Source organism: Streptomyces sp. NPDC059895 (genome assembly GCF_042731035.1).
GTDB lineage: Bacteria > Actinomycetota > Actinomycetes > Streptomycetales > Streptomycetaceae > Streptomyces.
In genome coordinates, this window is the sequence record NZ_JBHWKO010000040.1 from 26,564 (window position 1) to 52,567 (window position 26,004).

General features: G+C 72.8%; 21 protein-coding genes. 9 read left to right on the top strand and 12 right to left on the bottom strand.

From position 1 onward, the window contains the following. Positions 1 to 110: 110 nt before the first annotated feature. The 5 genes from ACFV9M_RS32460 to ACFV9M_RS32480 form a co-directional block, all read right to left on the bottom strand. Entirely contained in the window at positions 111 to 905 is a 795-nt protein-coding gene (locus tag ACFV9M_RS32460) for a Type 1 glutamine amidotransferase-like domain-containing protein (RefSeq protein WP_385070486.1), read from the bottom strand. 104 nt (positions 906 to 1,009) lie between these two features. Further along, positions 1,010 to 2,212: an MFS transporter gene (locus tag ACFV9M_RS32465; RefSeq protein WP_385070483.1), complete on the bottom strand. Its 1,203-nt coding sequence runs from the start codon at positions 2,210 to 2,212 to the stop codon at positions 1,010 to 1,012. Between the two features lie 104 nt (positions 2,213 to 2,316). Then, a complete protein-coding gene (locus ACFV9M_RS32470; protein ID WP_385070480.1) occupies positions 2,317 to 3,906 on the bottom strand; it encodes an alpha/beta hydrolase in 1,590 nt (529 codons plus the stop codon). 405 nt (positions 3,907 to 4,311) lie between these two features. Continuing rightward, positions 4,312 to 4,959, bottom strand: coding sequence for a pyridoxamine 5'-phosphate oxidase family protein (locus tag ACFV9M_RS32475; protein ID WP_385070477.1), 648 nt, complete (start codon positions 4,957 to 4,959; stop codon positions 4,312 to 4,314). Between the two features lie 36 nt (positions 4,960 to 4,995). Then, entirely contained in the window at positions 4,996 to 6,252 is a 1,257-nt protein-coding gene (locus ACFV9M_RS32480; protein WP_385070475.1) for a globin domain-containing protein, read from the bottom strand. 396 nt (positions 6,253 to 6,648) lie between these two features. On the opposite strand from ACFV9M_RS32480, the gene ACFV9M_RS32485 reads away from it, so the two are divergent. Beyond that, the gene (locus tag ACFV9M_RS32485; RefSeq protein WP_385070472.1) at positions 6,649 to 7,101 is read left to right on the top strand and encodes a DUF5707 domain-containing protein; all 453 of its coding nucleotides are present in this window, start codon (positions 6,649 to 6,651) and stop codon (positions 7,099 to 7,101) included. A gap of 174 nt (positions 7,102 to 7,275) precedes the next feature. Continuing rightward, positions 7,276 to 7,788, top strand: coding sequence for a peptide-methionine (S)-S-oxide reductase MsrA (gene msrA / locus ACFV9M_RS32490; RefSeq protein ID WP_385070469.1), 513 nt, complete (start codon positions 7,276 to 7,278; stop codon positions 7,786 to 7,788). A 98-nt stretch (positions 7,789 to 7,886) separates the two neighbouring features. Here msrA and ACFV9M_RS32495 read toward each other — a convergent pair whose 3' ends face one another. Next, positions 7,887 to 9,005, bottom strand: a complete 1,119-nt coding sequence (locus ACFV9M_RS32495) for a hypothetical protein (protein ID WP_385070466.1) — start codon at positions 9,003 to 9,005, stop codon at positions 7,887 to 7,889. Positions 9,006 to 9,268: 263 nt separating this feature from the next. Here ACFV9M_RS32495 and ACFV9M_RS32500 point away from each other — a divergent pair, with 263 nt between their 5' ends. Next, complete coding sequence (locus tag ACFV9M_RS32500; protein WP_385070464.1) at positions 9,269 to 10,435, top strand: cystathionine gamma-synthase; 1,167 nt, start codon at positions 9,269 to 9,271, stop codon at positions 10,433 to 10,435. Positions 10,436 to 10,478: 43 nt separating this feature from the next. Here the strand turns inward: ACFV9M_RS32500 and ACFV9M_RS32505 are convergent, their stop codons facing one another. Then, positions 10,479 to 10,985 (bottom strand): MarR family winged helix-turn-helix transcriptional regulator, encoded by a 507-nt coding sequence (locus tag ACFV9M_RS32505; protein ID WP_385070461.1) that lies wholly within the window; start codon positions 10,983 to 10,985, stop codon positions 10,479 to 10,481. A gap of 163 nt (positions 10,986 to 11,148) precedes the next feature. Between ACFV9M_RS32505 and ilvA the strand changes: the two genes are divergently transcribed. The 3 genes from ilvA to ACFV9M_RS32520 all read left to right on the top strand — a co-directional run bounded on the left by ilvA (position 11,149) and on the right by ACFV9M_RS32520 (position 14,473). Next, positions 11,149 to 12,378, top strand: coding sequence for a threonine ammonia-lyase (gene ilvA / locus ACFV9M_RS32510; RefSeq protein WP_385070458.1), 1,230 nt, complete (start codon positions 11,149 to 11,151; stop codon positions 12,376 to 12,378). Between the two features lie 254 nt (positions 12,379 to 12,632). Next, positions 12,633 to 13,619 carry an ATP-binding cassette domain-containing protein gene (locus ACFV9M_RS32515; protein ID WP_385070456.1) on the top strand — a complete coding sequence of 329 codons (987 nt, stop codon included), beginning with the start codon at positions 12,633 to 12,635 and terminating at the stop codon, positions 13,617 to 13,619. Beyond that, positions 13,616 to 14,473, top strand: a complete 858-nt coding sequence (locus ACFV9M_RS32520; RefSeq protein WP_385070453.1) for an ABC transporter permease — start codon at positions 13,616 to 13,618, stop codon at positions 14,471 to 14,473. Before ACFV9M_RS32515 ends, ACFV9M_RS32520 begins: the two co-directional genes overlap by 4 nt. Positions 14,474 to 14,578: 105 nt before the next feature. Here ACFV9M_RS32520 and greA read toward each other — a convergent pair whose 3' ends face one another. Further along, on the bottom strand, positions 14,579 to 15,079 hold the full coding sequence (gene greA / locus ACFV9M_RS32525; protein WP_385070451.1) for a transcription elongation factor GreA: 501 nt from the start codon (positions 15,077 to 15,079) through the stop codon (positions 14,579 to 14,581). A 180-nt stretch (positions 15,080 to 15,259) separates the two neighbouring features. After that, complete coding sequence (locus ACFV9M_RS32530) at positions 15,260 to 15,658, bottom strand: DUF4307 domain-containing protein (protein ID WP_385070447.1); 399 nt, start codon at positions 15,656 to 15,658, stop codon at positions 15,260 to 15,262. Between the two features lie 178 nt (positions 15,659 to 15,836). Between ACFV9M_RS32530 and mca the strand changes: the two genes are divergently transcribed. After that, complete coding sequence (mca, locus tag ACFV9M_RS32535) at positions 15,837 to 16,697, top strand: mycothiol conjugate amidase Mca (RefSeq protein WP_385070560.1); 861 nt, start codon at positions 15,837 to 15,839, stop codon at positions 16,695 to 16,697. Next, positions 16,690 to 16,959, top strand: coding sequence for a hypothetical protein (locus ACFV9M_RS32540; protein ID WP_385070444.1), 270 nt, complete (start codon positions 16,690 to 16,692; stop codon positions 16,957 to 16,959). The genes mca and ACFV9M_RS32540 overlap by 8 nt, the downstream gene beginning before the upstream one ends. Positions 16,960 to 17,356: 397 nt before the next feature. On the opposite strand, the gene ACFV9M_RS32545 is transcribed toward ACFV9M_RS32540, so the two are convergent. Beyond that, positions 17,357 to 20,605, bottom strand: coding sequence for a tetratricopeptide repeat protein (locus ACFV9M_RS32545; protein ID WP_385070441.1), 3,249 nt, complete (start codon positions 20,603 to 20,605; stop codon positions 17,357 to 17,359). 159 nt (positions 20,606 to 20,764) lie between these two features. Here ACFV9M_RS32545 and ACFV9M_RS32550 point away from each other — a divergent pair, with 159 nt between their 5' ends. After that, positions 20,765 to 22,798, top strand: coding sequence for a thioredoxin domain-containing protein (locus tag ACFV9M_RS32550; protein ID WP_385070438.1), 2,034 nt, complete (start codon positions 20,765 to 20,767; stop codon positions 22,796 to 22,798). A 192-nt stretch (positions 22,799 to 22,990) separates the two neighbouring features. Here the strand turns inward: ACFV9M_RS32550 and ACFV9M_RS32555 are convergent, their stop codons facing one another. Then, on the bottom strand, positions 22,991 to 24,181 hold the full coding sequence (locus ACFV9M_RS32555; protein ID WP_385070435.1) for a glycosyltransferase: 1,191 nt from the start codon (positions 24,179 to 24,181) through the stop codon (positions 22,991 to 22,993). Next, positions 24,178 to 25,404, bottom strand: a complete 1,227-nt coding sequence (locus tag ACFV9M_RS32560) for a glycosyltransferase (protein ID WP_385070557.1) — start codon at positions 25,402 to 25,404, stop codon at positions 24,178 to 24,180. Before ACFV9M_RS32560 ends, ACFV9M_RS32555 begins: the two co-directional genes overlap by 4 nt. Positions 25,405 to 26,004 lie beyond the last annotated feature (600 nt).

A 26,004-nucleotide genomic window follows, 5' to 3' on the forward strand; every position in this document is an offset into this window, starting at 1 on the left:
GGGGCCCCGGCACCGCACCGCGCCGGGGCCCTATGGGGCTGGGGTCCTATGGGGCTGGGGTCCTATGGGGCCGGGGTCCTACGGGGCCGGGGTCCTACGGGGCCGGGGTCCTACAGGGCGGCGAAGGACTCCCCGGCCCCGTAGGACCGCACGAGCACCCCGCCGCCCGGCGCCGGACGCACGGAGTGGGCGCGCCCCCGTCCGGCGACCCGGGCCGTCCCGTCCCCCGAGACCCGCACGACGGTGTGCTCGTCGACGGCGACCCCGTGCCCGAGCCGCCCGTCCGCGACGACGGCGGCCAGCCGCGGCAGCGTCCCCCACTGCGCCGCGTGCACGTCCACCCCGAACGGCACCAGCCCGAGCCCCGGCCGCACCTCCACCTCCTCCAGGTCCTCCGCGGTCTCCGGCGGACACACCGCGACCCCGTCGACCAGCCATCCCCCGACCACGGAGTCCCGCGCCGCGACCGCGGCACCGGCGGAGTACCCGGCGTACGGCACGCCCCGCTCGGCGACCAGCGCCGCCAGCGCGTCCCGGCACCCGGCGAACGCCTCCTGGTACGCCGGCGTCAGCCCGCCGCAGACGAACACCCCGTCCACGTCGCCCGTCAGCGCCCCCGGCCCGAACGGCTCCCCGACCGGCACCAGCAGCGGCACGGGCGTACAGTCACCGGCCCTCCGCAGCACCGCGTCGTACCGCGCGAACTGCTCGGCCCCGTCACCCTCGTCGACCAGCACGCACAGCACGCGCGGCACCGGCACCTCGGTGGCCCGCAGGAACGGTCCGTACACGGCCTCGGCGACGGACTCGTCCCGCCCACCACCGATCAGGAACACCTCACCGCCGGCCCTGTCGTCGATCCCCCTGCTGTTCCTCCCGCTACCGCTTGCGCTGTGGCTGCTCACGCGTGTGCCCCTCCGGCCGGTCGTCCGATGTACGCGGCCAAGTAACGCACGACCGGCGTCCCGTCCGCTCGGGCATTCACCGTGTGCGACGGTCGGCGGCGAGGTCACCGCGCCGGTGCGCGCTCACCCCGTACCGGCCAGCGGAGCAGGTAGACGGTCGCGACCGATACCAGGACGGTCATGCAGGCGATGAACACCAGCCCCGCGCCCTCCAGGCCGAGCGGGACCGTCAGGACGCCCACACCGATGACGGGGACCGAGATCCCCGCGTACGCCACCACGAACAGCGTCGAGATCACCGCCGCGCGCCGGTCCTCGGGTGACGCCCCGGCGACCACGGACAGCCCTCCGCGGAACGCCAGCCCCTGCCCGCCACCGCCGACGAGCGCGCTCAGCACCACCAGCGGCAGCAGGTCCCACCGCAGCGCGCCCGCGAGCAGCGCCAGCCCGGCGAGGAGGCCGGCGCAGCCGAGCGGCAGCGAGCGCCCCGCCCCGACCCGGCCCACCGCCAGTTGCCCGGCGGTCGAGGCGAAGAAGGCCAGCGCGACGACCAGCCCGCTCACGGCGTGGTTGTCGACGTCCAGCGACTGCGCGAGGAACGCCGGGCTGACCGACGTGAACACCCCGAACAGCGCGAACCCCACGAACGAGGCGATCGCCGCGGGCCCGAACACCGCCCGCACCTGCGGGGGCAGCGCCGGCCGCCGCGGCCGTACCGCGTTCAGCGGCCGCCGCTCCCGGACGGTCTCCGGGAGGCGCAGCAGGATCGCGGCCGAGCCGGCCACCAGGAGGAGGTGCACGGCGAACGGCAGGTACAGCGGCCGGGCCGCGTACTGCGCGAGCACCCCGGCGAGCAGCGGACCGCAGCCCAGCCCGCCCATGGTGGCGGCCGTCGCCACGAACGTGGCCCGGGAGGCGCCGCCGCGGGGCGCCGACTCCATCACGTACGCCGTGGCGGCCCCGGTGAACAGCCCGGCGGACAGCCCCGACAGCAGCCGCCCCGCGTACAGCCACCCCAGCCCGGTGGCACACAGGAAACAGACGGCGCTCGCCGCGGCGAACCCCAGCCCCCACAGCAGCACCGGCCGCCTGCCCACGGCGTCCGAGGCGTTGCCGGCCAGCAGCAGCACACCGATGACCCCGAAGGCGTACACGGCGTACACGACGGTCACCGTCACCTCGGAGAACCCGAACTTCTCCTGGTAGAGGCCGTAGAGCGGAGTCGGCAGCGTGGTCCCGGCCATGCACACGGCGAAAACCGCCCCGGCGAGCAGACACTGGAGCCACCCTCGACGATCACCGTTCATGCCGCCGACCGTAACCCCGCACACCACCGCAAAAGGTCACGGCGTGCCCGACGGTGCGGGGGAGCGGGGCGGGTCGGCGCCCGGGTCGGGCGGGTGGGGGTCTGTCAGGTGCAGACTGTGCCGGCGGGTGGGAGCTGGCCTTGTGTCAGATAGCCGTCCACGGCGGTGTCGACGCAGGTGCTGCCGCGATGGTAGGCGGCGTGCCCGTCGGCGTCGTAGGTGAGCAGACGGCTGGAGGAGAGCTGGCGGGCGAGCGCCTTGGCCCAGGAGTACGGGGTGGCGGGATCGCGCGTGGTGCCGACGATCAGGATGGGGGCGGCACCTGGCGCCGAGACGGTGCGCGCGGGCTGGGTCGGCGGGACGGGCCAGTGGGCGCACTGCATGAGTGGGGTCGCGAACAGCCTCCCGAACTGGGGCGAGGCGCGCAGGAAACGCGGCAGCGCCGCCTGGACCTCCGCGGAGGTGAACCGCGGGGCGAGGGGGGAGCTCAGGCAGCTGATGGCGTAGAACGCGTCGGCGGCATTGCTGGAGGTGTCCGTCGCGGCGCCGAGGAGTTGCTGCAGCGTGGTGGTGTCACCGGCCGCCACTTCCCGGAGCGCGGCGCGCAGCAGCTCCCACTCGGGGGCGCGCAGCGCCGTCGTGATCGCGATGAGGAGGTCGTCCCCCGCGACGGAGATGTCCTTGCCCTGCCGGAGGGGGACGCGGTCCAGGGACTGGCGAAGCGTGTCCAGTCCGCGGCTGATCTCCTCGACGGAGTGGCCCAGCGGGCAATCGGCGCGGGCGGCGCAGTCGGCGGCGAAGGACTCCCAGGCCATCTGGAAGCCGGCCGCGGTCTGGAGGAAGTCCTGGTACCCGTCCATGGAGGGGTCGACGGCACCGTCGAGCACCATCAGGCCCACCCGGGACGGGAAGAGGTCCGCGTAGGTCGTGCCGAGATAGGAGCCGTAGGAGAAGCCGACGTAGTGCAACCGGTCGTCGCCCACGAGCGCACGCAGCACGTCCATGTCCCGGGCCGCGTCGAGGGTGCCGACATGGGGAAGCAGCCGCCCGGAGTGCTGTGCGCACGCGTCGGTGAGCTGCTCGTATCCCGTGTCGTAGGCGGCGAACTCCGTCGAGTCGGCCGAGAGGAGGCGGCCGACCCCCGAGGGGCTCGTGGAAGTGCTGAGCCCGCAGTCCACCGGGGTGCTGTGCTGCACGCCGCGCGGGTCCATCGCGACCAGGTCGTAGGAGGCTCGCACGGACGGGGAGAAGAGGTCGGCACCGCCGCCCACCAGGTAGTCGATCGCCGATGCTCCGGGGCCGCCGGGATTGACCAGCAGCGAGCCGGTCCGTGCGCCGTCGCCGGTGGACTTCTTCCGGGTGGCCTTCAGCAGAAGGTCGCCCGCGTCCGGACGGGCGTAGTCCAACGGCACCTTCACGGTGGTGCACTGGAACGAGGGGGAGCCGGGGCAGGGCTCCCACAGGAGCTTCTGCTGGTGGTAGCGCCGCAGTGCCGGCGGGACGGCCGCGTCGGTGGCGGCGGTGCCGTCCGCCCCGGCCGGCCGCAAGGCGGGGGCCGCTCCGGGCCAGGCGGCGTACGGGGCGGTCAGCAGCAGCCCGCAGGCGCCCAGCAGTGCCACCCTGTTGCGCAGCTTCCGCCCGGGTATTCGGGCGACGTCAGGTGTGCGGCGGTCAGTGTCTCGTACAGAGGTCATCGCCATGCCTTCCTCGTGCGCCCAGGCGATCCGGGCCCGCCGGAGGAGGCTTCACGACGGACGGACCCGAGGCCACCCGGTGCCCGGACGGTCACGGGCAGTGCCGTCCACTGCGCTCCGTCCTGTGATCAGGTCATCACAGACGGTGCTCGATGGATGGCTCGAGTGGGCCGAACGCGTGAACCGTGTCGCGTGGGTCCGTGGGTCCGTGGGTCCGTGGGTCCGTGGGTCCGTGGGTCCGTGGGTCCGTGCGTCCGTGTCCGTGCGTCACGCGTCCGATCGGCCGCTGCCCGCCCCGGCCGGCCGGAGGGGGGAGACGTCCCCGGCCGGCCGGAGGAGACGTCCTCGGCGGCCGGCCGGAGTCCGGGGCGGTCCGCGAAGCGGCCCACAGGCACCGCTCTCGCGTCACCCGGGCCGTTGCACGCTGCTCCGCGCGCGCGGGACCTGGCCGGCGGCGCCGGGTCGGGGCCCGGTGAAATAGTCCGCGTCCTTGGCTCGCGTCGCGTCATGGCCGGTGGGGCGGGGAGCCGGTTCCAGGTGGGGTATGTACTTGGAGCAGTGGATGTAGGCCTCCTCGACGCTCAGGTGGACCCACATCTCGGGGCTGCGCCCGGGCGCGACGTCGGTGGGCAGGCCCGGATGGAGGGAACGCAGGCCCGCGTCGGTGTAGAGCCGGGCCGTGCCGTTGACGTGGAGTCCCACGTGATGGTGTGTGAAGTCCACGAAGAGCATGCCGAGGTGGGGGTTCTCCGTCATGTTCCCGGCGCTGGCGAGTACACCGTTCCCGCGGAATTCGGGGTACGCGAGCGTGTGGTCGTCGATCACGTGGACGAATCCCGGCGGTCCGGCACGGAAGCTGGCGTCACACTCTCCGTGCGAGTCGGCGGTGGCCAGGAAGACCATGGACTGCCGGCCGATGAAGTCCCGCATCTCGGCTGTGAGGCAGGGGCGTACCTGTCGATCGTAGAACCGGGCGGCGCGGTCGGCGGTGCCCAGTTGCTGCTGCAGCCGGTGTTCACCTGCTGATCCGAAGGACGGCGGAGGGAAGGTCACGGGGCGTTCTCCTGGCGGGACGGGCAAGCGCTTGGCTCAGCGGGAGGACAGGACGGGCGTGTCGAACGGGTCGTGATGGATGCGGTCGCGTGAGGTGCCGCCCTGCGCGAGCGCCTTCGTGGCGGCGACGACCATCTGGGCCGGGCCGCTCAGGTAGACGTCGTGCTGGTACCACGGCCCGTACTCGGCCAGCACCTCGGGCAGGGACCCCCTGATCCCGGGGATGTACTCCTGGGAGACCGCGCCCCTGATGGACAGCCAGTGGTGCCGCTGCGCCATCCGGAGCATGTCGTCGACCCCGTACAGCTCGGCGCTGGTCCGGGCGCCGAGGAACAGGTCGACCTGGTGGCGTCCGCCGCGCCGGGCGACCTCCTCGACGAGCGCGCGGATGGGGGCGAGACCGGTGCCGCCGGCCACGAGGAGCAGGTCGCTGTAGGTGGCGGCGTCCAGGACCATGTCGCCCCGCGGGGGCCCCAGCCGGATCACGTCGCCCACCGCGGCCCGGTGCACCAGCGCGCCGCTGACGGCGCCGCCGGGCACCGCGCGCACGTGGAAGGTGAGAGTGCCGTCCTCACGGGGCGCGTTGGCGGGAGAGTAGTAGCGCCACAGCTTCGGCCACCAAGGGGTCTCGACGCCCACGTACTGTCCGGCGGCGTACTCGTAGGGCATGTGGGGGTGCACCGTGATCTCGACGATGCCGTGTCCCCGCGCCACACGATGGACGACCGTGGCGGGCCACACGGCGGGCCGGACCGCTTCGTCCTGCTCGGCCGCGCTGATCATGACGTCGGCGACCGCGCCGTACGCCTTGGTCCAGGCGGCGGCGATGTCCGCGGTCCACGCGGGGCCGGCGTAGTGGGCCAGCGAGGCGAGGAGGCACTCGCCCACGGCCGGGTAGTGCGCGCTGAGCGTGCCGAACTTGCGGTGATCGCGTCCGAGGTGTCCGCAGAAGCGCACCAGGCCCTCGGGGTCGTCGACCAGGTCCACGATGCGCAGCAGCGCGCGCAGCAGGCGGTCGCGCTGGGCGTCCATGGTCTGCGGGAACAGGGACCGGACCTCGGGATAGCGGGCGAAGAGGATCGCGTAGAAGTAGACCGTCATCTCCGCGGCGAACGGCTCGACCACCGAGACGGAGGCGCGTATGAGGGCCTGCTCGTGGGCCGACAGAGGTGGCTCGACGACCTCGGGCTCGACGACCTCGTCTTCCCCGGCATGGGCGGCCGGGGTGGGTGCCGAGTGCTCCGGTGACGGGTGCGCGGATGTGCTGTTCGAGCGGCTGAACCGGAATCTCAAGGGGCCAGCGCTCCCCCATCGGATACGGGGGACCGTTTCCCGTCGGCGGACCGCGGGGCGGCATCGCTCATGGGGTCGCGTCTTCGCGGCGCGGCGATCGGGGCGTCGGCACAGGCGGGCATGAGTCCTCATCAGGAGCGGCGGCAGAGAAACGGATCAAACGGTTCCGGACGCTACATGACCGCACGGGTGACTCAGAAGTAGCAGAGCGTGTGACCCGGACCTGCTGAAGTGCCCTGACCGGACGGGGAGGAGGGGGGCGACCCGGTCGGCCTGCTCAGACCGGGTTGAGTACGTGCACTCATGTCCGGCAGCCCCTTGCGCGGCGAGCATCGGGGAAACGGCGCGGTCGAACGGCGCCGACCCGATCCAGCTGAGACAGTTGCGGAGAATCCCATGTCCCGACGTATTGCCCTGTCCGTGGCCGCCGGTGTCGTCGCCCTCGGCGGTGCCGGTGCCTTCGCCCTCGCCCACGCCGGGGAGCAGCCGCCGTCGCTGGCGGACAGTACCGTCCGCTACACCGCGCCCGACGGCGACCGCGCCGGCTCGTTGACCTTCGTCACCGACGTCACGGCGTCCTCCGGCGTCAAGAGCGTGAAGGTGCTGGCATGGCCGGAGAACTCGTCCCTTGCCGAGGAGGAGCTGACGGCCAAGGACATGGCCGCCGTGGAGTCGGCCGTCTGCGAGCCCTCCGGGGAGGACACCGTTCGCTGCACCTACACCGTCGAGGTGGCCGCTTCCGACGCGGCGTCGTCCCCGCACGGTCTCTGGCACGTCGCCGTCCTGGCCACCGCGCAGGACGGCACCACGACCCTGGACACCGAGGCGGCCGACTTCAGCGTCAGCTGACCCGGTGGTCGGTGGCTGGTGGCCGGCGATCGGTGGTCGGCGATCGCGGGGCGGGTCGGACGGGCACGGAATCGCTGGGAACCCTCCCGCGTTGAGGACGGTGTGCAGGGGATGCCGGCGGTGTGAGAGCCGAGCAGCCCGAAAGACCGAACTGACAGACATGGAGGGGCCGTGATGGCGGCGCAGACGCAGAGGGCCGTGGTGGCCGGCGGATGCTTCTGGGGGATGGAGGAGCTGATCCGCCGACTCCCGGGCGTGACGGCGACCCGGGTCGGATACACGGGCGGTGACGTGCCGAACGCGACGTACCGCAACCACGGCACGCACGCGGAGGCCATCGAGATCCTTTTCGACCCCGCGCAGACCGACTTCCGCGCGATCCTGGAGTTCTTCTTCCAGATCCACGACCCGAGCACCAAGAACCGCCAGGGCAACGACATCGGCCTCAGCTACCGCTCGGCGATCTACTACGTGGATGACGAGCAGAAGCGGATCGCCGAGGACACGATCGCGGATGTGGACGCCTCCGGACTGTGGCCCGGCAAGGTCGTCACCGAGGTGGAGCCCGTCGGCCCCTTCTGGGAGGCCGAGCCCGAGCACCAGGACTACCTGCAGCGTTACCCGAACGGCTACACCTGCCACTTCCCGCGCCCGGGATGGCGGCTGCCCGCCCGCAGGGAGGGCTGACCGCGAGGCCGTGAGACCGCCCGGGCCGACCACGAGGGCGGCCCGGCGGGAGGCGGCCCGCGGCGGAAAGTTCGCCGTGGCCGGATCGGCGGTACCCCTCAGTGCGGGAGGGACGCCGGGCTGCCGCCGTTCGCCTCGTAGCCGGCCACCGCCAGCGCCCGGTACACCGCGAACTCCGCCGCCGGGTCCGGGGACAGGGTCCAGGGCAGTGCGCCGACGTGCCCGTCGACGTGCACCAACTGGTTCATGGCCTCCGCCCAGCGCTCGGCGCGCACCAGGAAGAAGACGAGGAGATGGCGCACGTGCGCCAGCATGGGGTCGTCGGGGCGGGCGGCGTGGACGGCGAAGAGCGCGCCGTGGACGGCCTTCGTCACCACCTCGCTCTGGTAGAAACCCCTGACCAGGTTCACCTCGGGAAGGTGCTCGAACACCGCGAACAGGGGCATCGCCGCGAGCAGCGACCCCTGGGGCGCGCGGGCCGCCGCGGCCTCGGCGAAGGACATCGCCGTCTCGCGCGAGCCGTGCCACTTCTCGCACCAGTAGTGCAGGGCCGCCAGATGCGCCCCCATGTGCGCCGGTGCCCGGTCCAGGATCCTGAGCCAGAGCTGCTCGAACTCCGCCTGCGAGTAGCCCAGGCCGCGGGCCACCGAGAGTTCGACGATGTACGGGATCGGGTCACCGGGGGCGAGCAGCGCCGCCTGGCCGCACGCGTCCCTGGCCTCCTCCATGATGATCCGGAAGTCGTCCGTGCCGGGCGTCGAGGTCCGCCACGCCTGCTGCACCAGGAACTCGGCGTGCACCGCCGCGCCGCCCGCGTCCTTGGGCGCCTCCGTGCGCCACACCCGCAGCCACTGCCCGCCCGGCAGGTCGCCGACCCCGCCGGGCCGCTGCTGGAGCTCCAGCGAGGCCGAGCCCGCGAAAGCCTGCACGCGCTGCCAGCGCAGCTCTCCCCCGGCCTCCGTCCCCGCCAGCAGCTGCTGCGCCGCGCGGTAGTCCTGGGTCCGCTGCACCACGTCGAGGACGTCCAGCAGGTCCTGGTCGGCGCCGGGCATGCGGACGTCCAGCTCCTCCGTCCGCGCGAAGCCGTAGTCCGCCGGGTCCGCGGCGTCCGGGTGACCGGCCGGAACCTGTTCGATCATGCCGCGCCTGCGCCGCAGGAACGGCAGCAGCACGAAGCCGAACAGGACCAGCGCCATCAGGACCCAGAGAATCTCCATGCCTCAAGGGTTCCAGACGCCGCCGACAATTGGCCAACCCCCCAGGGCGCTGCTGACGGATCTCCGCGGCGTCGCGACGCCCGGCACGCACCCTCACCGCACGGTGTGAAGGGCCAGGTGGCTCCGCCACACGACCCCGCACACCGCACGCCGAGGGCACGCACCGAACGCCGCTCCTTCTCCCACGGAGATCCGTCAGAAGCGCCCGGCCCCGCGCCCGGCCGTCCCGCGACCCGGCCTCCGGCGCACTACGCTCGGTGCCCATGAGCGACAGGCACATCAGTCAGCACTTCGAGACCCTCGCCATCCACGCGGGCAACACCGCCGACCCCCTGACCGGCGCGGTGGTCCCGCCGATCTACCAGGTGTCGACCTACAAGCAGGACGGCGTCGGCGGCCTGCGGGGCGGTTACGAGTACAGCCGCAGCGCCAACCCGACCAGGACCGCCCTGGAGGAGAACCTGGCGGCCCTGGAGGGCGGCGTCCGGGGCCTCGCGTTCGCGTCCGGACTGGCGGCCGAGGACTGCCTGCTGCGCACGCTGCTCGGCCCCGGGGACCACGTGGTCATCCCGAACGACGCGTACGGCGGCACGTTCCGGCTGTTCGCGAAGGTCGTCTCCCGGTGGGGCGTGGAGTGGTCGGTGGCCGACACCGCCGACCCGGCCGCCGTACGGGCCGCGATCACGCCGCGGACCAAGGCCGTGTGGGTGGAGACCCCCTCCAACCCGCTGCTCGGGATCACCGACATCGCCGCCGTCGCGCAGGTCGCCCGGGACGCGGGCGCCCGGCTCGTCGTCGACAACACCTTCGCCACCCCCTACCTCCAGCAGCCGCTGGCCCTCGGCGCCGACGTGGTCGTGCACTCGCTGACCAAGTACATGGGCGGCCACTCGGACGTCGTCGGCGGCGCGCTGATCGTGAGCGACCGGGAGCTCGGCGAGGAGCTGGCGTACCACCAGAACGCGATGGGCGCGGTCGCCGGACCCTTCGACTCCTGGCTGGTGCTGCGCGGCACCAAGACGCTGTCGGTGCGCATGGACCGGCACAGCGAGAACGCCGTGAAGGTCGCCGACATGCTGACCCGGCACGCGCGCGTGACGCGTGTGCTCTACCCGGGCCTGCCGGACCACCCCGGCCACGAGGTCGCCGCCAAGCAGATGCGGGCGTTCGGCGGCATGGTGTCGTTCCAGGTGGAGGGCGGCGAGGAGGCGGCCGTCGAGGTGTGCAACCGCGCCCGGGTGTTCACCCTCGGGGAGTCCCTGGGCGGCGTCGAGTCCCTGATCGAGCACCCCGGGCGGATGACGCACGCCTCCGCGGCGGGCTCGGCCCTGGAGGTCCCGGCCGACCTGGTGCGCCTCTCCGTCGGCATCGAGAACGTCGACGACCTCCTGGAGGACCTGCAGCAGGCCCTCGGCCGGCCCGTCTCCTGAGGGTGGCGCACGCGCGGGCCTGACGCCCCGCGCGCGCGGGGCGTCAGGAAGACTGCGAGGGCTCCGCGCCGGGGACGCCCGGGGAGGCCATCCGGGCGGAGAGCGCGCCGTTGAGGCGGGTGAGGAGGGCGCAGAACGCCTCGCGCTCCTCCGGCGCCCAGTCCTGTGTCAGCTCGGCCATCAGCTGGCGCCGGGAGGAACGCACCTCCTCCAGGCGCGACATCCCGCGCGGGGACAGCTGAAGCACCACGGCCCGCCCGTCCTCCGGGTGCGAGGTGCGCTTGACCAGGCCCGTGTCGACGAGCGGAGCCACCTGCCGGGTGACGGTGGAGGAGTCGATGCCCATGCTCGAGGCGAGCGCCTTGACGCCCATCGGGCCCTCCTTGTCGAGGCGGTTGAGCAGCAGGTACGCGGCGCGGTCCATGGAGTTGCGCACCTGCCCGACACCGCCGAGCCGGGTCTGTTCGGCACGGCGTGCGAAGAGCGCCATCTCGTGCTGCAGTGTGTCGAGAAGACCGGTGTCACCGACGGTCGTCATGTCCATCGACATTTCAGGTGTTGTGGGCATGGCCGGGGGCTCACTTCAGGAAGGGGGTGCTGGGTTGGGGGACAGGGTACGCGGCCGGACGGCAGGCCGTACCGGCGCCGGCGAAACCGGTCTCGGTGGTTGGGCACGGCGGTCGTTCCCGCCCGTGAACTGCGATGCTGGAGCCATGAGCTACGGCACGGCTGACTCCTCGCTGCCCGTCACCCTCGATGATGTGCGCGGCGCCCAGAAGATGCTCTCGGGCGTCGCGCGGATGACCGCGATGGAGGGCAGCAGGCACCTCTCCCAGCTCGTCGGGGCGCCGGTGCACTTCAAGTGCGAGAACCTCCAGCGGACGGGTTCGTTCAAGCTGCGCGGCGCGTACGTCCGGATCGCCGGGCTGCTGCCGGAGGAGCGGGCGGCGGGCGTGGTCGCGGCGAGCGCGGGCAACCACGCGCAGGGTGTGGCGCTGGCGTCCTCGCTGCTGGGGGTGGGCTCCACGGTGTTCATGCCGAAGGGCGCGCCGCTGCCGAAGATCAGCGCGACCCGCGAGTACGGCGCGCAGGTGCGCCTGCACGGCCAGGTGGTCGACGAGACGCTGGCCGCGGCGCAGGAGTACGCGGCCGGGACCGGCGCGGTGTTCATCCACCCCTTCGACCACCCGGACGTCATAGCGGGGCAGGGCACGGTGGGCCTGGAGATCCTGGAGCAGTGCCCGGAGGTGCGCACGATCGTCGTCGGGATCGGCGGCGGCGGTCTGGCGGCGGGCATCGCGGTCGCGGTGAAGGCGCTGCGGCCGGACGTGCGGATCGTCGGCGTGCAGGCGGCGGGGGCGGCGGCGTACCCGCCCTCGCTGGCGGCGGGGCGCCCGGTCGCGGTGGAGAACCCCGCGACGATGGCCGACGGCATCAGGGTCGGCCGGCCCGGCGACGTCCCGTTCGGCATCATCGGCGACCTGGTGGACGAGGTGCGCACGGTGACCGAGGACGAGCTGTCCGCCGCTCTGCTGCTCTGTCTGGAACGGGCGAAGCTGGTCGTGGAGCCCGCCGGGGCGAGCCCGGTCGCGGCGCTGCTGAGCGAGCCCGGCGGCTTCGAGGGCCCGGTCGTCGCGGTGCTCTCGGGCGGCAACGTCGACCCGGTGCTGATGCAGCGGGTCCTGCGGCACGGCATGGCCGCCCAGGGCCGCTACCTCGCCGTACGGCTGCGGCTGACGGACCGGCCGGGCGCCCTGGCCACGCTGCTGGGGGTGCTGTCCGCGGTCGACGCCAACGTCCTCGACGTGAGCCACGTGCGGACCGACCCGCGGCTCGGGCTCACGGAGGCGGAGGTGGAGCTGCACCTGGAGACGAAGGGTCCGGCGCACTGCGCCGAGGTGGAGCAGGCCCTGCGCGCGGCAGGTTACACGGTCATCGACTGAGGCGGGCGGGCGCCTGGGCGGGGGCGGGGGCAGGGGCAGCGGCGTCCTTGCGGATCGACAGGCGCGGCGGTGCGTTGTCGCCGACCGTGGTGCCCAGGCGTCACCTCGTCCCCCGTTCGGGGAAATCCATTGAGAGACGCGATACATCGCGATACGGTGTGTCGCATGCCTTCACCCATCGGGCGCAACGAACACCGCGAGAACGTGAACGAACCTAGTCTTTCCGAAGCATCCCCAATGACGTGGAGGCTCATATGACAGGTGCCATCTTCGCCGAAGGCCTGGTGAAGACCTTCGGCGACGTACGGGCTCTGGACGGCGTCGACCTCGACGTCCCGGAGGGCACCGTCCTCGGCCTGCTCGGGCCGAACGGCGCGGGCAAGACCACGGCGGTCCGCTGTCTGACCACCCTGCTGCGCCCCGACCGCGGCCGTGCGGTGGTCGCCGGCGTCGACGTGCTGAAGAACCCCGACGAGGTCCGGCGCTCCATCGGCCTGTCCGGCCAGTTCGCCGCCGTCGACGAGTACCTGACCGGCCGGGAGAACCTCCGGATGGTCGGGCAGCTCTACCAGATGAAGGCCGCGGCGGCGAAGGCCCGGGCCGCCGAACTGCTCGACCGGTTCGACCTCGCGGACGCCGCCGACCGCCCCGCGAAGACCTACTCGGGAGGCATGCGCCGCAGGCTCGACCTGGCCGCCGCCCTGGTGATCTCGCCACCCGTGATGTTCATGGACGAGCCGACGACCGGGCTCGACCCGCGCAACCGCCAGCTCCTGTGGGAGGTGATCAAGGGCCTGGTCTCCGGCGGCACGACCCTGCTGCTGACCACGCAGTACCTGGAGGAGGCCGACCACCTCGCGCACGACATCGCGGTCGTCGACCACGGCCGGGTCATCGCCCGCGGCACCTCCGACCAGCTCAAGGCCCGCACCGGCGGCGAGCGCGTCGAGGTGGTGGTGCACGAACGCGAGCACATCGCGACCGCCGCCGAGGTCCTGGCCGGCTTCGGCAAGGGGCACACCACGGTCGAGGAGCACACCCGCAAGCTCACCGTGCCCGTCACGGGCGGCGCGAAGCTCCTCGCCGAGGTCATCCGCGAACTGGACACCCGCGGCATCGAGATCGACGACATCGGCCTGCGCCGCCCCACGCTGGACGACGTCTTCCTGTCCCTGACGGGCCACGTGGCCGAGGCCGGGAGCGACGAACACGACGAGAGCGGCAAGGAGGCCGTCACATGAGCGCCGTCCCCGACGCCGTCCGCGGCGCGGCCCCCGCCCGCCCGTTCGGGCAGGCCGTCCGCGACTCGCTGGTCGTTGCAAAGCGCAACTTGATCAGGATGTCACGGATTCCGGAAATGTTGATCTTCGGGCTGATCCAGCCCATTATGTTCGTGGTGCTGTTCACGTACGTCTTCGGCGGCTCGATGCGGATCGGCGGCAGCACCAGCGCCGCCGACTACACCAACTTCCTCATGGCGGGGATCTTCGCCCAGACGGTCACGTTCGCCACCGCCGGAGCCGGCGCGGGCATCGCCGACGACATGCACAAGGGCCTCATCGACCGCTTCCGCTCCCTGCCCATGGCCCGCGGCGCGGTGCTCACCGGCCGCACCCTCGCCGACCTCGTGCAGACCGCCCTGACCCTGCTCGTCCTCGCCGTCGTCGCCCTCCTGGTCGGCTGGCGTGTCGGCTCCGACGGCGACACCGACGCCGGACGGGTCCTGGCCGCCTTCGGGCTGCTGCTCCTCCTCGGCTACGCGTTCACCTGGATCGGCGCCCTGATCGGCCTGTCCGTGCGCACCCCCGAGGCGGCCACCTCGGGCGGGCTGATCTGGCTCTTCCCGGTCACCTTCATCTCGAACTCCTTCGTGGACACCGGCAACATGACGCCCTGGCTGCGCCACATCGCCGAGTGGAACCCCTTCAGCGCCACCGTGCAGGCCTGCCGTGTCCTGTTCGCCAACCCCGGACAGTCGACGTCCGACGCCTGGCCCATGCAGCACCCGGTCTGGGCCTCCCTGATCTACTCGGTGCTGATCGTGCTGATATTCCGCACGCTGGCGGTCCGCAAGTACCGCTCGGCCACGGCGTGACGCCGCAACGCCGCCCGTACGGCCCGCGGGCCGCTGTGCGGCATGACGAAACCCCCGGTGCCGCGGGGGCGCCGGGGGTTTCGTCGGGGACCGGGAGGCGGTCCGTCAGCCGTTGTAGGGCTCGGCCTTGAGGATGCGCACGGAGGCCTTCTTGCCGTTCGGCAGTTCGTACTCCGCGTCCTCGCCGACCTTGTGACCGGTCACGCCGGCGCCCAGCGGCGACTGCGGCGAGTAGGTCTCGATGTCGGAGCTCGCGTACTCGCGCGAGGCCAGCAGGAAGGTCAGCGTGTCGTCCTCGTCACCGTCGAAGGCGATCGTCACGACCATGCCGGGCGCCACCGCACCGTCGGCGGACGCGGGGGCCTCGCCGACCTTAGCGTTCTCCAGGAGCTGGGTCAGCTGGCGCACACGGAGCTCCTGCTTGCCCTGCTCCTCCTTGGCCGCGTGGTACCCGCCGTTCTCGCGCAGGTCGCCCTCCTCACGCGCGGCCGCGATCTTGGCAGCGATCTCGGTGCGCGCAGGACCAGTAAGGTACGCAAGCTCATCCTTGAGCTTGTTGTACGCCTCCTGGGTCAGCCAGGTGACGTTCTCGCTGGTCTGGGTCACAGGGTGCTCCTCGTCGGTACTGGGAATACAAAGCATCGCCCTACCCGGAAGCATGTTCCTCCAGGGATGGGCGAAACCACGAGCCTAACAATTCAGTGGCCCAAGGGGGAGGACATAAGCCATCAGAATTACGTCAACGCAGGTCAGGGCGTACGTATTCCTGAAGGGCGGGGCGCGGTGTCAGTCGGCGTGGCAGCCGAGCAGCTCCGCCGACGTGGCCTTGGCCGTCGTACGGAGCGTGACCACCTTGTCGATCCGCGTGTCCGGGCCGGAGAAGCGGAAGTCCGCGCGGCCCACCTCGGCGCCGCTCTCCGCCTGCGAGCGGACCGTGCAGTAGCCGCTCGACCCCGCGTCCTTGCGGACCTCCAGATGCACCTTCACCGCGTCGTCCGCGATCGAGAAGGCGATCAGCTCGCCGCTGATCTCGTTCTTGGCGACGTAGTGGTAGCCGAGGAGGCCGACCACGCCGAGGAGGACCGCGCCCAGGGCGGCGCCGACGAGCTTGAGCGTGCGGTCGGTGCGCTCGTCCGAGGAACGGCCGTAGCGGCCCTCGGGCGTGCGCGTGCTCGCCGTACTCATGATCGTCCTCCCGAGGGACCCGACAGGCGTGGGACGAATGTCCCGAAAGGGCTCCCGAAGCCCGGCTCCGGAATTATTGGCCCTTCGATTCGGTCACTATAGAAGCCGCCGATCGCACCCCTGCCCGCGGGGGCGCCGACTTACCGAGGATTGAGTCTTGACTGACCAGCTGCGACTGATGGCCGTCCACGCGCACCCCGACGACGAGTCGAGCAAGGGCGCGGCCACCATGGCGAAGTACGTGTCCGAGGGGGTGGACGTGCTGGTCGTGACCTGCACGGGCGGGGAGCGCGGCTCCATCCTCAACCCCAAGCTGCAGGGCGACACGTACATCGAGGAGCACATCCACGAGGTGCGCAAGAAGGAGATGGACGAGGCCCGCGAGATCCTCGGGATCAAGCAGGAGTGGCTCGGCTTCGTCGACTCCGGTCTGCCCGAGGGCGACCCGCTGCCGCCGCTGCCCGAGGGCTGCTTCGCCCTGGAGGACGTCGACAAGGCGGCGGGCGAGCTGGTGAGGCAGATCCGCTCCTTCCGTCCCCAGGTGATCACCACCTACGACGAGAACGGCGGGTACCCGCACCCCGACCACATCATGACCCACAAGATCTCGATGGTCGCCTTCGAGGGCGCGGACGACACCGAGAAGTACCCGGAGGCCGAGTTCGGGCCGGCGTACCGGCCGCTGAAGCTGTACTACAACCAGGGCTTCAACCGTCCGCGCACCGAGGCGCTGCACCAGGCGATGCTGGACCGGGGCCTGAAGTCCCCCTACGGGGAGTGGCTCAAGCGCTGGGACGAGTCCGGGCACAAGGACCGGACGCTGACCACGCACGTGCCGTGCGCCGACTTCTACGAGATCCGCGACAAGGCGCTGATCGCCCACGCCACGCAGATCGACCCCGACGGCGGGTGGTTCCGCGTGCCGCTGGACGTCCAGAAGGAGGTCTGGCCCACGGAGGAGTACGAGCTCGCGAAGTCGCGGGTCGACGTCTCCCTCCCCGAGGACGACCTCTTCGCGGGCATCCGCGACAATGCCTGATATGAGCGCAAGCGTGAGCCTGGCAGTGACGCAGTTCGCCACCCTCGCGAAGGAGGTGGACGAGGACAAGGTCACCCCGGGTGTCCTCGGATTCATCGTCTTCGCGGTGATGGCACTGGCCGTGTGGGGACTGATGAAGTCCATGAACCGGCACATGGGCAAGGTCGACTTCGAGGAGACCCCGGAGGACGCCTCCGACGCCTCCGGCCAGGGCGCTGCCGGCAAGGTCACCCCGGGGAAGGCCTCCCCGGCCAAGGGCTGATCCCGGCCCTCGGCCGTGACATGGACCGGGAGGCCCGTCCCCGGCCGCCCGGAGACGGGCGGACGCGGGGCGCGGCCCGTCTCCGGGCGGCTCCAAGCGGATCCAGCGGTCCAAGCGGATCCAGCGGTCCAAGCGGATCCAACACGTCCGTCACCGTCCGCCGCCACGGGTACGTGGTACGCGGGGTGCGGTCCGGTGCGCGGCGCGCTCCGGTGCCAGGGGGTGCGGCCCGGTGCGCCGGGTGCGGCCCGGCGCACCAGGACCGCAACGGTGTGGACCGCAACGGTGTGGACCGCAACGGTGTGGACCGCAACGGTGTGGGCCGCCACGATGGGGGCCGCCACGGTGCGGGTGCCGCTCAGCCCCTACCGCGCCCGACCGTGCCCCACCGCGCCCCTCAGCCCTCGCCGTCCCCCGTCGCCACCCCCACCGCCACCCCCATGACCTCCCGCGCGTGTCTGCCCGGCACCATTCCCAGACGCCACGCCTGCCAGCCGGACTCCGGGCGGACACCGCGGTCCAGCAGCAGGCCGTAGGCGTCCGCCGCCTCGGTGAGCCGGGGGTCGCGCAGTGGATGGGCCGCCGAGGACAGGCGGGCCAGCTCCTGACGGGCCGCCGCCGTGCCGGCGTCGATGCCGCCGGGGGCCGTGTACGGGAGCAGCGTGCAGCGCAGGAAGCGGGCCCAGTCCTCGCCGCGGCGGTCGCCGTAGGAGGCGAAGAGCGCCGCCGCCTCGTCACAGAGCGCCAGGGCCTGGCCGGTGCGGGCGTTGCCCGCGTCGACGATCGCGAGCTCCAGGCAGGACCAGGCCTCGCCGTGGGCGACACCGATGCGCTGGAAGTCGGCGCGGGCGTCCATCAGGAGCTGGCGGGCGAAGCCCGAGTTCCGCAGCGAGCCCGTCTGGGCCGCCCGCTGGTCGCGGGTGACCCGGGCCGAGTGGTGGCGGGCACAGGCCAGGCCGTAGACGTCGCGCATACGGGAGAGCAGGGACCGGGAGCGTTCCAGCTCGCGGACCGCCTGGTCGACGTCGCCCGCCTCCTCCAGCGCGAGCCCCAGGTAGTAGACCGTCCAGGCCTCGCCCCGCGCGTCCTCGTTGTCGCGGTGCCGGGCCGCGGCGGCGCGCAGGCCGTCCACGGCCTGGGACGGGTCGCCGGCGATCAGCCGGGCGCGGGCCAGCTGGGTCAGCGCCCAGGCCGCGCCGCGGCCGTCGCGGGTACGGCCGTACAGGCCGAGGGCGCGGCGCAGCTCGGTCTCGGCGCGCGGGACGTCGCCGCGGCGCAGGTTCAGCTGGCCGAGCTGGTAGTGGGCCCACGCCTCGCCGTGCACCGAGCCGCCCTCGCGGTGCAGCACCAGGGAACGGGTGAGCAGGTCGAGGGCCTCCGCCAGCCGTGCCCGGTCCCGTTCCACCGCGGCCAGCGCGTGCAGGGTCCACGCCCGGTCCGTCGCCAGTTCGGGTGCCTCCTGGAGGTCCAGGGCCTCCCGCAGCCGCGCCGCCGCCTCCGTGAGGTTGCCCTGGTGGTGCAGGGTGATGCCCAGCGAGCACAGGGCGCGGGCCGCGCCCGCGTCGTGGTGGGCCCGGAGGTAGAGGTCCACCACGGAGCTGAGCGTCGTCCGGGCCTTGTCGAGCTCGCCCAGCTGGCGGGCCGCGATGCCGGTGCGCCACCGCACGGAGCGCACCAGCGGGTCCTGGCCGGCCGACTGCGCCAGCTCGCTGATCTCGCCGAGGCGGTAGAGGTCGCCGCGCAGCAGGCAGTGGTCGCACAGCGCGCCCAGCAGGCTCAGCACGGCCGCCTGGTCGACGCCCTCCGCCTGCCGCAGGGTCGCCGTGATGGAGCCCGACTCGTCGTCCAGCCAGCGCAGCGCCTCCTCCAGGGAGGCGAAGCCGTGCGGGGTGAAGCGGTCCGAGCGGGTCGAGATATTGCCGTCGACCAGGCGCAGCACCGAGTCCGCGAGCTCGGCGTAGCTGACGATCAGGCGTTCCTGGGCGGCCGCGCGGTCGGCCGGCTCCTCCTCGTCGGCCAGGCGGGCCTGCGCGAAGGCGCGGACCAGGTCGTGCAGGCGGTAGCGGTCGCCGCGCACCGGGTCGACCAGGCCCGCCTGCGCGAGCGCCGTGAGATGCCGGGCCGCCTCCGCGCGGTCGGTGTCCAGGAGGGCCGCCGCGGCGGCCGCGCCGAACGAGGCCCGGCCCGCCGGCGCCAGCCGCCGCAGCAGCCGCCGGGCTGCCTCCGGCTGGTCGGTGTAGCGCAGCCACAGCGCGCGCTCGACCGGGTCCACCGGGCCGTACACCTCCAGGTCCGCCGCCAGCCGGCGCGGGGAGCGCGGGCCCAGCGAGGAGCCCGCCACCCGCAGCGCCAGCGGCAGCCCGCCGCACAGCTCGCGGATGCGGTCGGCGGACTCGGCGTCGTACGGGGCCGAGGTGTCCTGCGTGGCCGCGCCGAGCAGTTCCTCCGTGCCGGCCGCGTCCAGCGGCGCGACGGGCAGCTCGTGCACCCGGGCGGACAGGCCGGGCGGCAGGGTGAGCGGGGCCCGCGCGGTGACCAGGACGAGGCTGTCGGAGCGCTCCGGGACGAGCGCGCGGACCTGGTCCGGGTCGGCGGCGTTCTCCATGACCACCGTCACCGACAGGCCCGTCAGATGCTGCTGGTACAGCTCGCCCAGCCGCTCCACCTGCTGCTCCGGCGAGGAACGCTCCCGGAAGAGCAACTGCTCGCGGGGCGCGCCGAGCCGGTTCAGCAGCTGCAGCAGCGCGTCCCGGGTGGACAGCGGTGCCTCCGCCGCGCCGTCGCCGCGCAGGTCCACCACGCACGCGCCCCGGAACCGGTCCCGCAGCTCGCGCGCGGCCCGTAGCGCGAGGGTGCCGCGGCCGCTGCCGGGCGGGCCGTGCAGGACCACCACCGTCGGCCGGGTCCCGGTGGCGGCCGGGGCCGCCTGCGCCCACTGCCGGATCCGCTCCAGTTCCGCCCGGCGTCCCGCGAACGGCGTGACGGGTTCGGGCAGTTGGGCGTACGACTGCTCCAGCACCGTCCGCCCGCGCGCCGCGGCGCTCTTGTCGGCGCCGCGCAGCCTCGGCCCCGGCTTCCCGGAGGCGGGAAGCCGGGGCTCCGGCCTCCTCGGGCCCGTCGTCGCGCCCAGCACCCGCTGCCGGTCCAGGAACGGACGGATCCCGCGCTCCTCCAGCGCCGTCAGCCACCGCTGCCGCAGCCGCTCCGGGTCACCGGGCCGGCCGGTCTCGTCCTCGCGGTGCCGGGCCGACGGCGAAGAGGTGCCGGCGGCCTTCACGACGGTCGTCGCCGCGCCGACGACACCGACGGCCACGCCGGCCCCCAGCGCGGTCCCCGCACCGGTGCCCAGCGCCAGGTCGGCGACGGCGGTCGTCACGGCCGCGACGCCCGCCACCAGCAGCGGGAGCCCGCCACCGCCCTCCCGCGCGTACTGCTGTGCCAGGGCGAGCCGCCCGGTGCGGGTCTCCGCGTCGGCCCGCGCGTACGCCTCGTACTCCTCGGCGGCGGTCTGCAGAATCGTTTCGAGCGCGGCGCGCGCCCGTGTCGTCAGCACTTGCCGGTCGGTACGGCCGCCCGTGCGCCGCACCTCCTCCTCCACGGCCCGGGCCAACAGCCTCTCGGCTTCCGCCCGATGGCGCTCCCGCATGTCGTCCCCCTCCGGCGGGCCACAGCGTGTCCAGGCCAAGTGTGCGGCGGAGGGCGCACGGGCGCGAGGGTGCGGACGCGGTCCGCTCGCCGGAGTGCGCCGGAGGGCGGGCGGATGTCCCGCGCGTGCCCCGTGGGGTACTGCGGCAGGATGGACCCCATGGCGAACCGACTGGCCCATGAGACCTCCCCCTACCTCCTCCAGCACGCCGACAACCCGGTCGACTGGTGGCCCTGGTCGTCGGAGGCGTTCGAGGAGGCGCGCCGGCGGGGGGTGCCGGTGCTGCTGAGCGTCGGGTACTCGAGTTGCCACTGGTGCCATGTGATGGCCCACGAGTCCTTCGAGGACCAGGAGACCGCCGACCACCTCAACGAGCACTTCGTGAGCGTCAAGGTGGACCGCGAGGAACGCCCCGACGTCGACGCCGTCTACATGGAGGCCGTACAGGCCGCCACCGGGCAGGGCGGCTGGCCGATGACCGTGTTCCTGACGCCGGACGCCGAGCCGTTCTACTTCGGCACCTACTTCCCGCCCTCCCCCCGCCACGGGATGCCGTCCTTCCGGCAGGTGCTGGAGGGCGTCGGCCAGGCCTGGCGCGACCGCCGGGAGGAGGTCGCCGAGGTCGCCGGGAAGATCGTGCGGGACCTCGCGGGACGGGAGATCTCGTACGGGGAGGGCGTGGCGCCCAGGGAGCAGGAGCAGGCGCAGGCGCTGCTCGGGCTGACCCGCGAGTACGACCCGCAGCGCGGCGGGTTCGGCGGGGCGCCGAAGTTCCCGCCGTCCATGGTGATCGAGTTCCTGCTGCGGCACCACGCCCGCACGGGTGCCGAGGGCGCGTTGCAGATGGCGGCGGACACGTGTGAACGGATGGCCCGCGGCGGCCTCTACGACCAGCTCGGGGGCGGCTTCGCGCGGTACTCCGTCGACCGGGACTGGACCGTGCCGCACTTCGAGAAGATGCTGTACGACAACGCGCTGCTGTGCCGGGTGTACACCCACCTGTGGCGGGCCACGGGCTCGGAGCAGGCGCGGCGGGTGGCGCTGGAGACCGCCGACTTCATGGTGCGCGAACTCCGCACCGAGCAGGGTGGTTTCGCGTCCGCGCTGGACGCCGACAGCGACGACGGGACGGGCAGGCACGTCGAGGGCGCGTACTACGTCTGGACGCCGGAGCAGCTCACCGAGGTCCTCGGTGCCGACGACGGCGCCCTCGCCGCCCAGTACTTCGGGGTGACCGAGGAGGGCACCTTCGAGCACGGCTCCTCCGTCCTGCAACTCCCGCAGAGCGAAGGCGTGTTCGACGCCGAGAGGATCGAGTCGGTCAGGCGGCGGCTGCTCGCGGCGCGGGCGGAACGCCCCGCCCCCGGCCGGGACGACAAGGTCGTCGCCGCCTGGAACGGGCTCGCCGTCGCCGCGCTCGCCGAGACCGGCGCCTGCTTCGAGCGCCCCGACCTGGTCGACGCCGCCCTCGCCGCCGCGGACCTCCTCGTCCGCGTGCACCTCGACGACCGGGCGCACCTGGCCCGCACCAGCAAGGACGGGCGCGTCGGGGCGAACGCGGGGGTGCTGGAGGACTACGCCGACGTGGCGGAGGGCTTCCTCGCGCTGGCCTCCGTGACCGGGGAGGGCGTCTGGCTGGAGTTCGCCGGGTTCCTCCTCGACCACGTCCTCACCCGCTTCACCGACCCCGGCTCCGGTGCCCTGTACGACACGGCCGCCGACGCCGAGCGGCTCATCCGCCGCCCGCAGGACCCGACCGACAACGCGGCGCCCTCCGGGTGGTCCGCCGCCGCGTCGGCCCTCCTCGGTTACGCGGCCCACACCGGTTCCGAGGCGCACCGCTTCGCGGCCGAGCGGGCGCTGGGGGTCGTGAAGGCGCTCGGTCCGCGGGTGCCCCGGTTCATCGGGTGGGGCCTCGCGGCGGCGGAGGCCCTGCTCGACGGGCCGCGGGAGGTGGCGGTCGTCGGACCGTCCGCCGAGGACGCGGGCGTCCGCGAGCTGCGCCGCACCGCCCTGCTGGGGACCGCGCCGGGGGCGGTGGTCGCCTGGGGCACGCCGGACAGCGGGGAGTTCCCGCTGCTCGCCGACCGCGCGCTGATCGACGGGAAGCCGACGGCGTACGTCTGCCGGGGGTTCGTCTGCGATCTGCCGGTGACGGACGCGGCCGCCCTGAGGGCGAAGCTGACGCCGTGAGGTGAGCTGATGTCGTGAGGTGAGCTGATGCCGTGAGGTGAGCTGACGCCGTGAGGTGAGCCGACGCCGTGAGGTGAGCCGACGCCGTGAGGTGAGCCGACGCCGTGAGGTGAGGGGCCCGCGGTTCGGTCCGGGGTGTGCGGGGTGGCTCGGGGGACGGATCCCGCGAGCCACCCCGCCGCCTCCGACCGGTCAGCCCAGCGGGTCCGGTACCGGCTCCGCCACCTTCTCCGGCGTGACGCGGGCGAGCGCCGCCTCGCGCCGGCGCAGGCGGCCGTACAGCCACCGGTCCACGACCAGGAAGCGGGCCGTGAACACGACCGCCATGGCGAGGGCCGTGGCGGGCAGGGCGGACATGCCCCCGGCGGCGATCAGGAGCGCGGCCAGGGGGATGCGGGCGATCAGGTCGGCGTTGCCGACGACCGCGAAGGAGAGCAGGCGCACGTCGCGCCGGCGGTGGCGGCGCTGGTTGCGGTAGACGAAGGAATCGATGAGGGCGAAGTTCCACAGCAGCCCCGCCTGGTTGGCGATGATCTCCGCCGGGGCGTAGTGCAGACCGGGGGCCCAGGTGGTCAGCGACCACAGGAGCGCCAGGTTGGGGACGAAGCCCGACAGGCCGATCAGCCCGAAGACCACCGCCCGGGCGCGGGGGTCGGCGGTGCGCAGGGTGATCAGGTGCCGCAGGAAGCGCATGCCCTCGCGGGCCGTCGACTTGGACTCGCCCGCGTGCCGCTCCCCGAAGGCGTACGGCACCTCGGCGATGCCGCGCGGACGGCACCGTACCGCCAGTTCGAGAAGGATCTTGTAGCCGAGGGGCTGGAGGCCCTCGTCCTGGCCCGACGCCCGGTCGATCGCGGTGCGGCGGATGGCGAAGAAGCCGCTCATCGGGTCGGTGAGGCCGCTCAGGGCGCGCGGGAAGAGCGCCTTGGTGACCAGCGTGGAGGTGCTGGAGACGAGTTTGCGGTAGCCGCCGTCCAGGCCGCTGCGGTCGCCGCCGGCCGCGTACCGGCTGGCCACGACCAGCTCGGCGCCGGTGGCCTCGCCGCGGGCGATCAGCTCGGGTATGAGTTCCGGCGGGTGCTGGAGGTCGGCGTCGATGACGACGATCCAGGGTGCCGACGCGCGGGCGATGCCCTCGACCACCGCGCCGCCGAGGCCGCCCTCGGGGGTGTCGCGGTGGTGCAGGACCACCGGGACGGCGCTGTACGCCGCCTCCTCCTCGATGACCTGGCAGGTGTGGTCGGTGGAGTCGTCGGCGAAGACGACCTCCGCGCGCGTTCCGGCGGGGATCGCGGCGCGGACGCGGGACAGCAGCTCGCGGATGTTGTCGGCTTCGTTGAAGGTGGGGACGACGATGGACACGTGGGCGGGCAGCGCCGTCACCGTGCCTCCTGGGGCTGCGGGGTCTGGACGGGGAGGTGGGCGCCGACGTGCGAGGTCAGCTCCCAGTCGCGGCGGCCGGTGTACTCGCGCCACACGGCGCGCAGCGCGGCGGCCGCGAGGATCACGGCGTACACGGGACCGCCGAGGACGAGCCTGGCGTAGTGCCCGAAGCGTATGCGGAAGCCGTACTCGCGGCCGAAGTCGTGCAGGGCGACCGCCTCGAAGACGATCATCGCGGCCATCGGCAGCATGGGCAGCCAGGCGAACATCGAGAACGGCAGCGGGACGCCGCCGATGACGGCGAAGAGGACGCCGAGCGGGATCATCACGCCGGTCGCGGCCTGCACGAACGGGGTGCTGAGGGTGTAGCGGGCGAGCATCCGCTGGCCGAAGCCGGGGAGCCGGCGCCATTCGCCCTTGCGCAGGACCTGGAGGAACCCCTGGTTCCAGCGGGTGCGCTGCTTGTAGAGCGCCTTGATGGAGTCGGGCGTCTCCTCGCGGGTGACCAGCGCGGAGTGATAGGCGACGACGACCTTGGCGCCGCCGCTGGACAGCCTGACGCCCAGGTCGCAGTCCTCGGCGAGGCAGTTGCCGTCCCAGCCGCCGGTCTCCCGCAGCAGTGCGGAGCGGACGAAGACGGTGTTGCCGCCGAGCGGGATGAACCCCTTGCGGGCGTGCAGGTGGAGCCGGCTGCGGAACCAGAAGAAGTACTCCAGGCAGTTGCGCAGGCTGTACCAGCTGCTCTCGTAGTTGATCAGCTGGACGCCGCCCTGGACGACGTCGGCGTTCTCCCGCCGGAAGGCGAAGTCGACATGGCTGAGCAGTTCGGGGTGGACGACGTCCTCGGCGTCGAACACTCCGATGACCTCGCCGCGGGCGTGCGGCAGCGCGGTGTTGAGAGCGCGGGGCTTGTTCTTCTTGGCGTGGGTGTCGACCACCGTGCGCACCGTGTCGGGGTGCTCGGCGGCCAGTTCGTGGGCGATGGCGGCGGTGCCGGGGTCGTCGTGGCCGACGATCAGCAGGATCTCGTAGTCCGGGTGGTCGATGCGCAGCATCTGCTCCACCGTGTGCCGCAGCACGGCCTCCTCGTGCCGGGCCGGCACCAGGAGCGAGAAGGACAGGTCCGCCCTGCCGTCGGGTGTGGCGAAGGCCGTCGACTCCAGTGTCTCCGGCGTGCGCCAGGCGTGCAGCATCCACCACAGGGTCACGCCGGCGGCGGCCATGAGGACGATCGAATCGATGAAAAGAATGGCGGAGACCACGAATTCCCCCCTCGGTCTTTCTTGGTCATCCTTGGTGAACGGTCGTTCAACTCGTACGTGCGCGGAACAATCCCGTCCGTCTGCGGCCCCCCGACCGACAGGACTTCCAGAGGTGCTCGTGATCGGTGACGGCCCTCGGCGAGGGTCCGGTTCCCAGCCGGTTCCCACTCCGGTTGTCCGGAGTTTTCGCGCATGATCAATTCGGGCCCACGAGCAAAGTAGGGCCGAAGTTATCAGGTTCGGCTTTTGCGCCGCAATGTGGCCTCGCCGTGATGATCACCGCCCCAAACGGAATCACAGGTTCTGCTCATATGAAGTCCCGAGCTGTGTCATGATGCTCCGGCATGCCTGATTCCGGGGGGTTTCAAGGGGGAGGCCCCCGGCTGCCATCAGGCCCAGAAATGGGTGGGGGGATTCCGCATGGGGACCGCCATACCGCACACGCGTGCGCGTGATGCGTCCGAGGCGCAGGTTTCCGAAAGTTCTTCTTCCGTTTCCCGTCCGGGGTCCGGTGATTCCGGCGGCGGGCACGCCTCCATACGCGGGAGCGTGTTACGGAAA

Excerpts from the sequence above, each read along its gene's own strand:
- ACFV9M_RS32465 (WP_385070483.1), bottom strand. The coding sequence starts at position 2,212 with ATGAACGGTGATCGTCGAGGGTGGCTCCAGTGTCTGCTCGCCGGGGCG.
- ACFV9M_RS32470 (WP_385070480.1), bottom strand. The coding sequence starts at position 3,906 with ATGACCTCTGTACGAGACACTGACCGCCGCACACCTGACGTCGCCCGA.
- ACFV9M_RS32485 (WP_385070472.1), top strand. The coding sequence starts at position 6,649 with ATGTCCCGACGTATTGCCCTGTCCGTGGCCGCCGGTGTCGTCGCCCTC.
- msrA (WP_385070469.1), top strand. The coding sequence starts at position 7,276 with ATGGCGGCGCAGACGCAGAGGGCCGTGGTGGCCGGCGGATGCTTCTGG.
- ACFV9M_RS32495 (WP_385070466.1), bottom strand. The coding sequence starts at position 9,005 with ATGGAGATTCTCTGGGTCCTGATGGCGCTGGTCCTGTTCGGCTTCGTG.
- ACFV9M_RS32500 (WP_385070464.1), top strand. The coding sequence starts at position 9,269 with ATGAGCGACAGGCACATCAGTCAGCACTTCGAGACCCTCGCCATCCAC.
- ACFV9M_RS32505 (WP_385070461.1), bottom strand. The coding sequence starts at position 10,985 with ATGTCGATGGACATGACGACCGTCGGTGACACCGGTCTTCTCGACACA.
- ilvA (WP_385070458.1), top strand. The coding sequence starts at position 11,149 with ATGAGCTACGGCACGGCTGACTCCTCGCTGCCCGTCACCCTCGATGAT.
- ACFV9M_RS32515 (WP_385070456.1), top strand. The coding sequence starts at position 12,633 with ATGACAGGTGCCATCTTCGCCGAAGGCCTGGTGAAGACCTTCGGCGAC.
- ACFV9M_RS32520 (WP_385070453.1), top strand. The coding sequence starts at position 13,616 with ATGAGCGCCGTCCCCGACGCCGTCCGCGGCGCGGCCCCCGCCCGCCCG.
- ACFV9M_RS32530 (WP_385070447.1), bottom strand. The coding sequence starts at position 15,658 with ATGAGTACGGCGAGCACGCGCACGCCCGAGGGCCGCTACGGCCGTTCC.
- mca (WP_385070560.1), top strand. The coding sequence starts at position 15,837 with ATGGCCGTCCACGCGCACCCCGACGACGAGTCGAGCAAGGGCGCGGCC.
- ACFV9M_RS32540 (WP_385070444.1), top strand. The coding sequence starts at position 16,690 with ATGCCTGATATGAGCGCAAGCGTGAGCCTGGCAGTGACGCAGTTCGCC.
- ACFV9M_RS32545 (WP_385070441.1), bottom strand. The coding sequence starts at position 20,605 with ATGCGGGAGCGCCATCGGGCGGAAGCCGAGAGGCTGTTGGCCCGGGCC.
- ACFV9M_RS32550 (WP_385070438.1), top strand. The coding sequence starts at position 20,765 with ATGGCGAACCGACTGGCCCATGAGACCTCCCCCTACCTCCTCCAGCAC.
- ACFV9M_RS32560 (WP_385070557.1), bottom strand. The coding sequence starts at position 25,404 with ATGGCCGCCGCCGGCGTGACCCTGTGGTGGATGCTGCACGCCTGGCGC.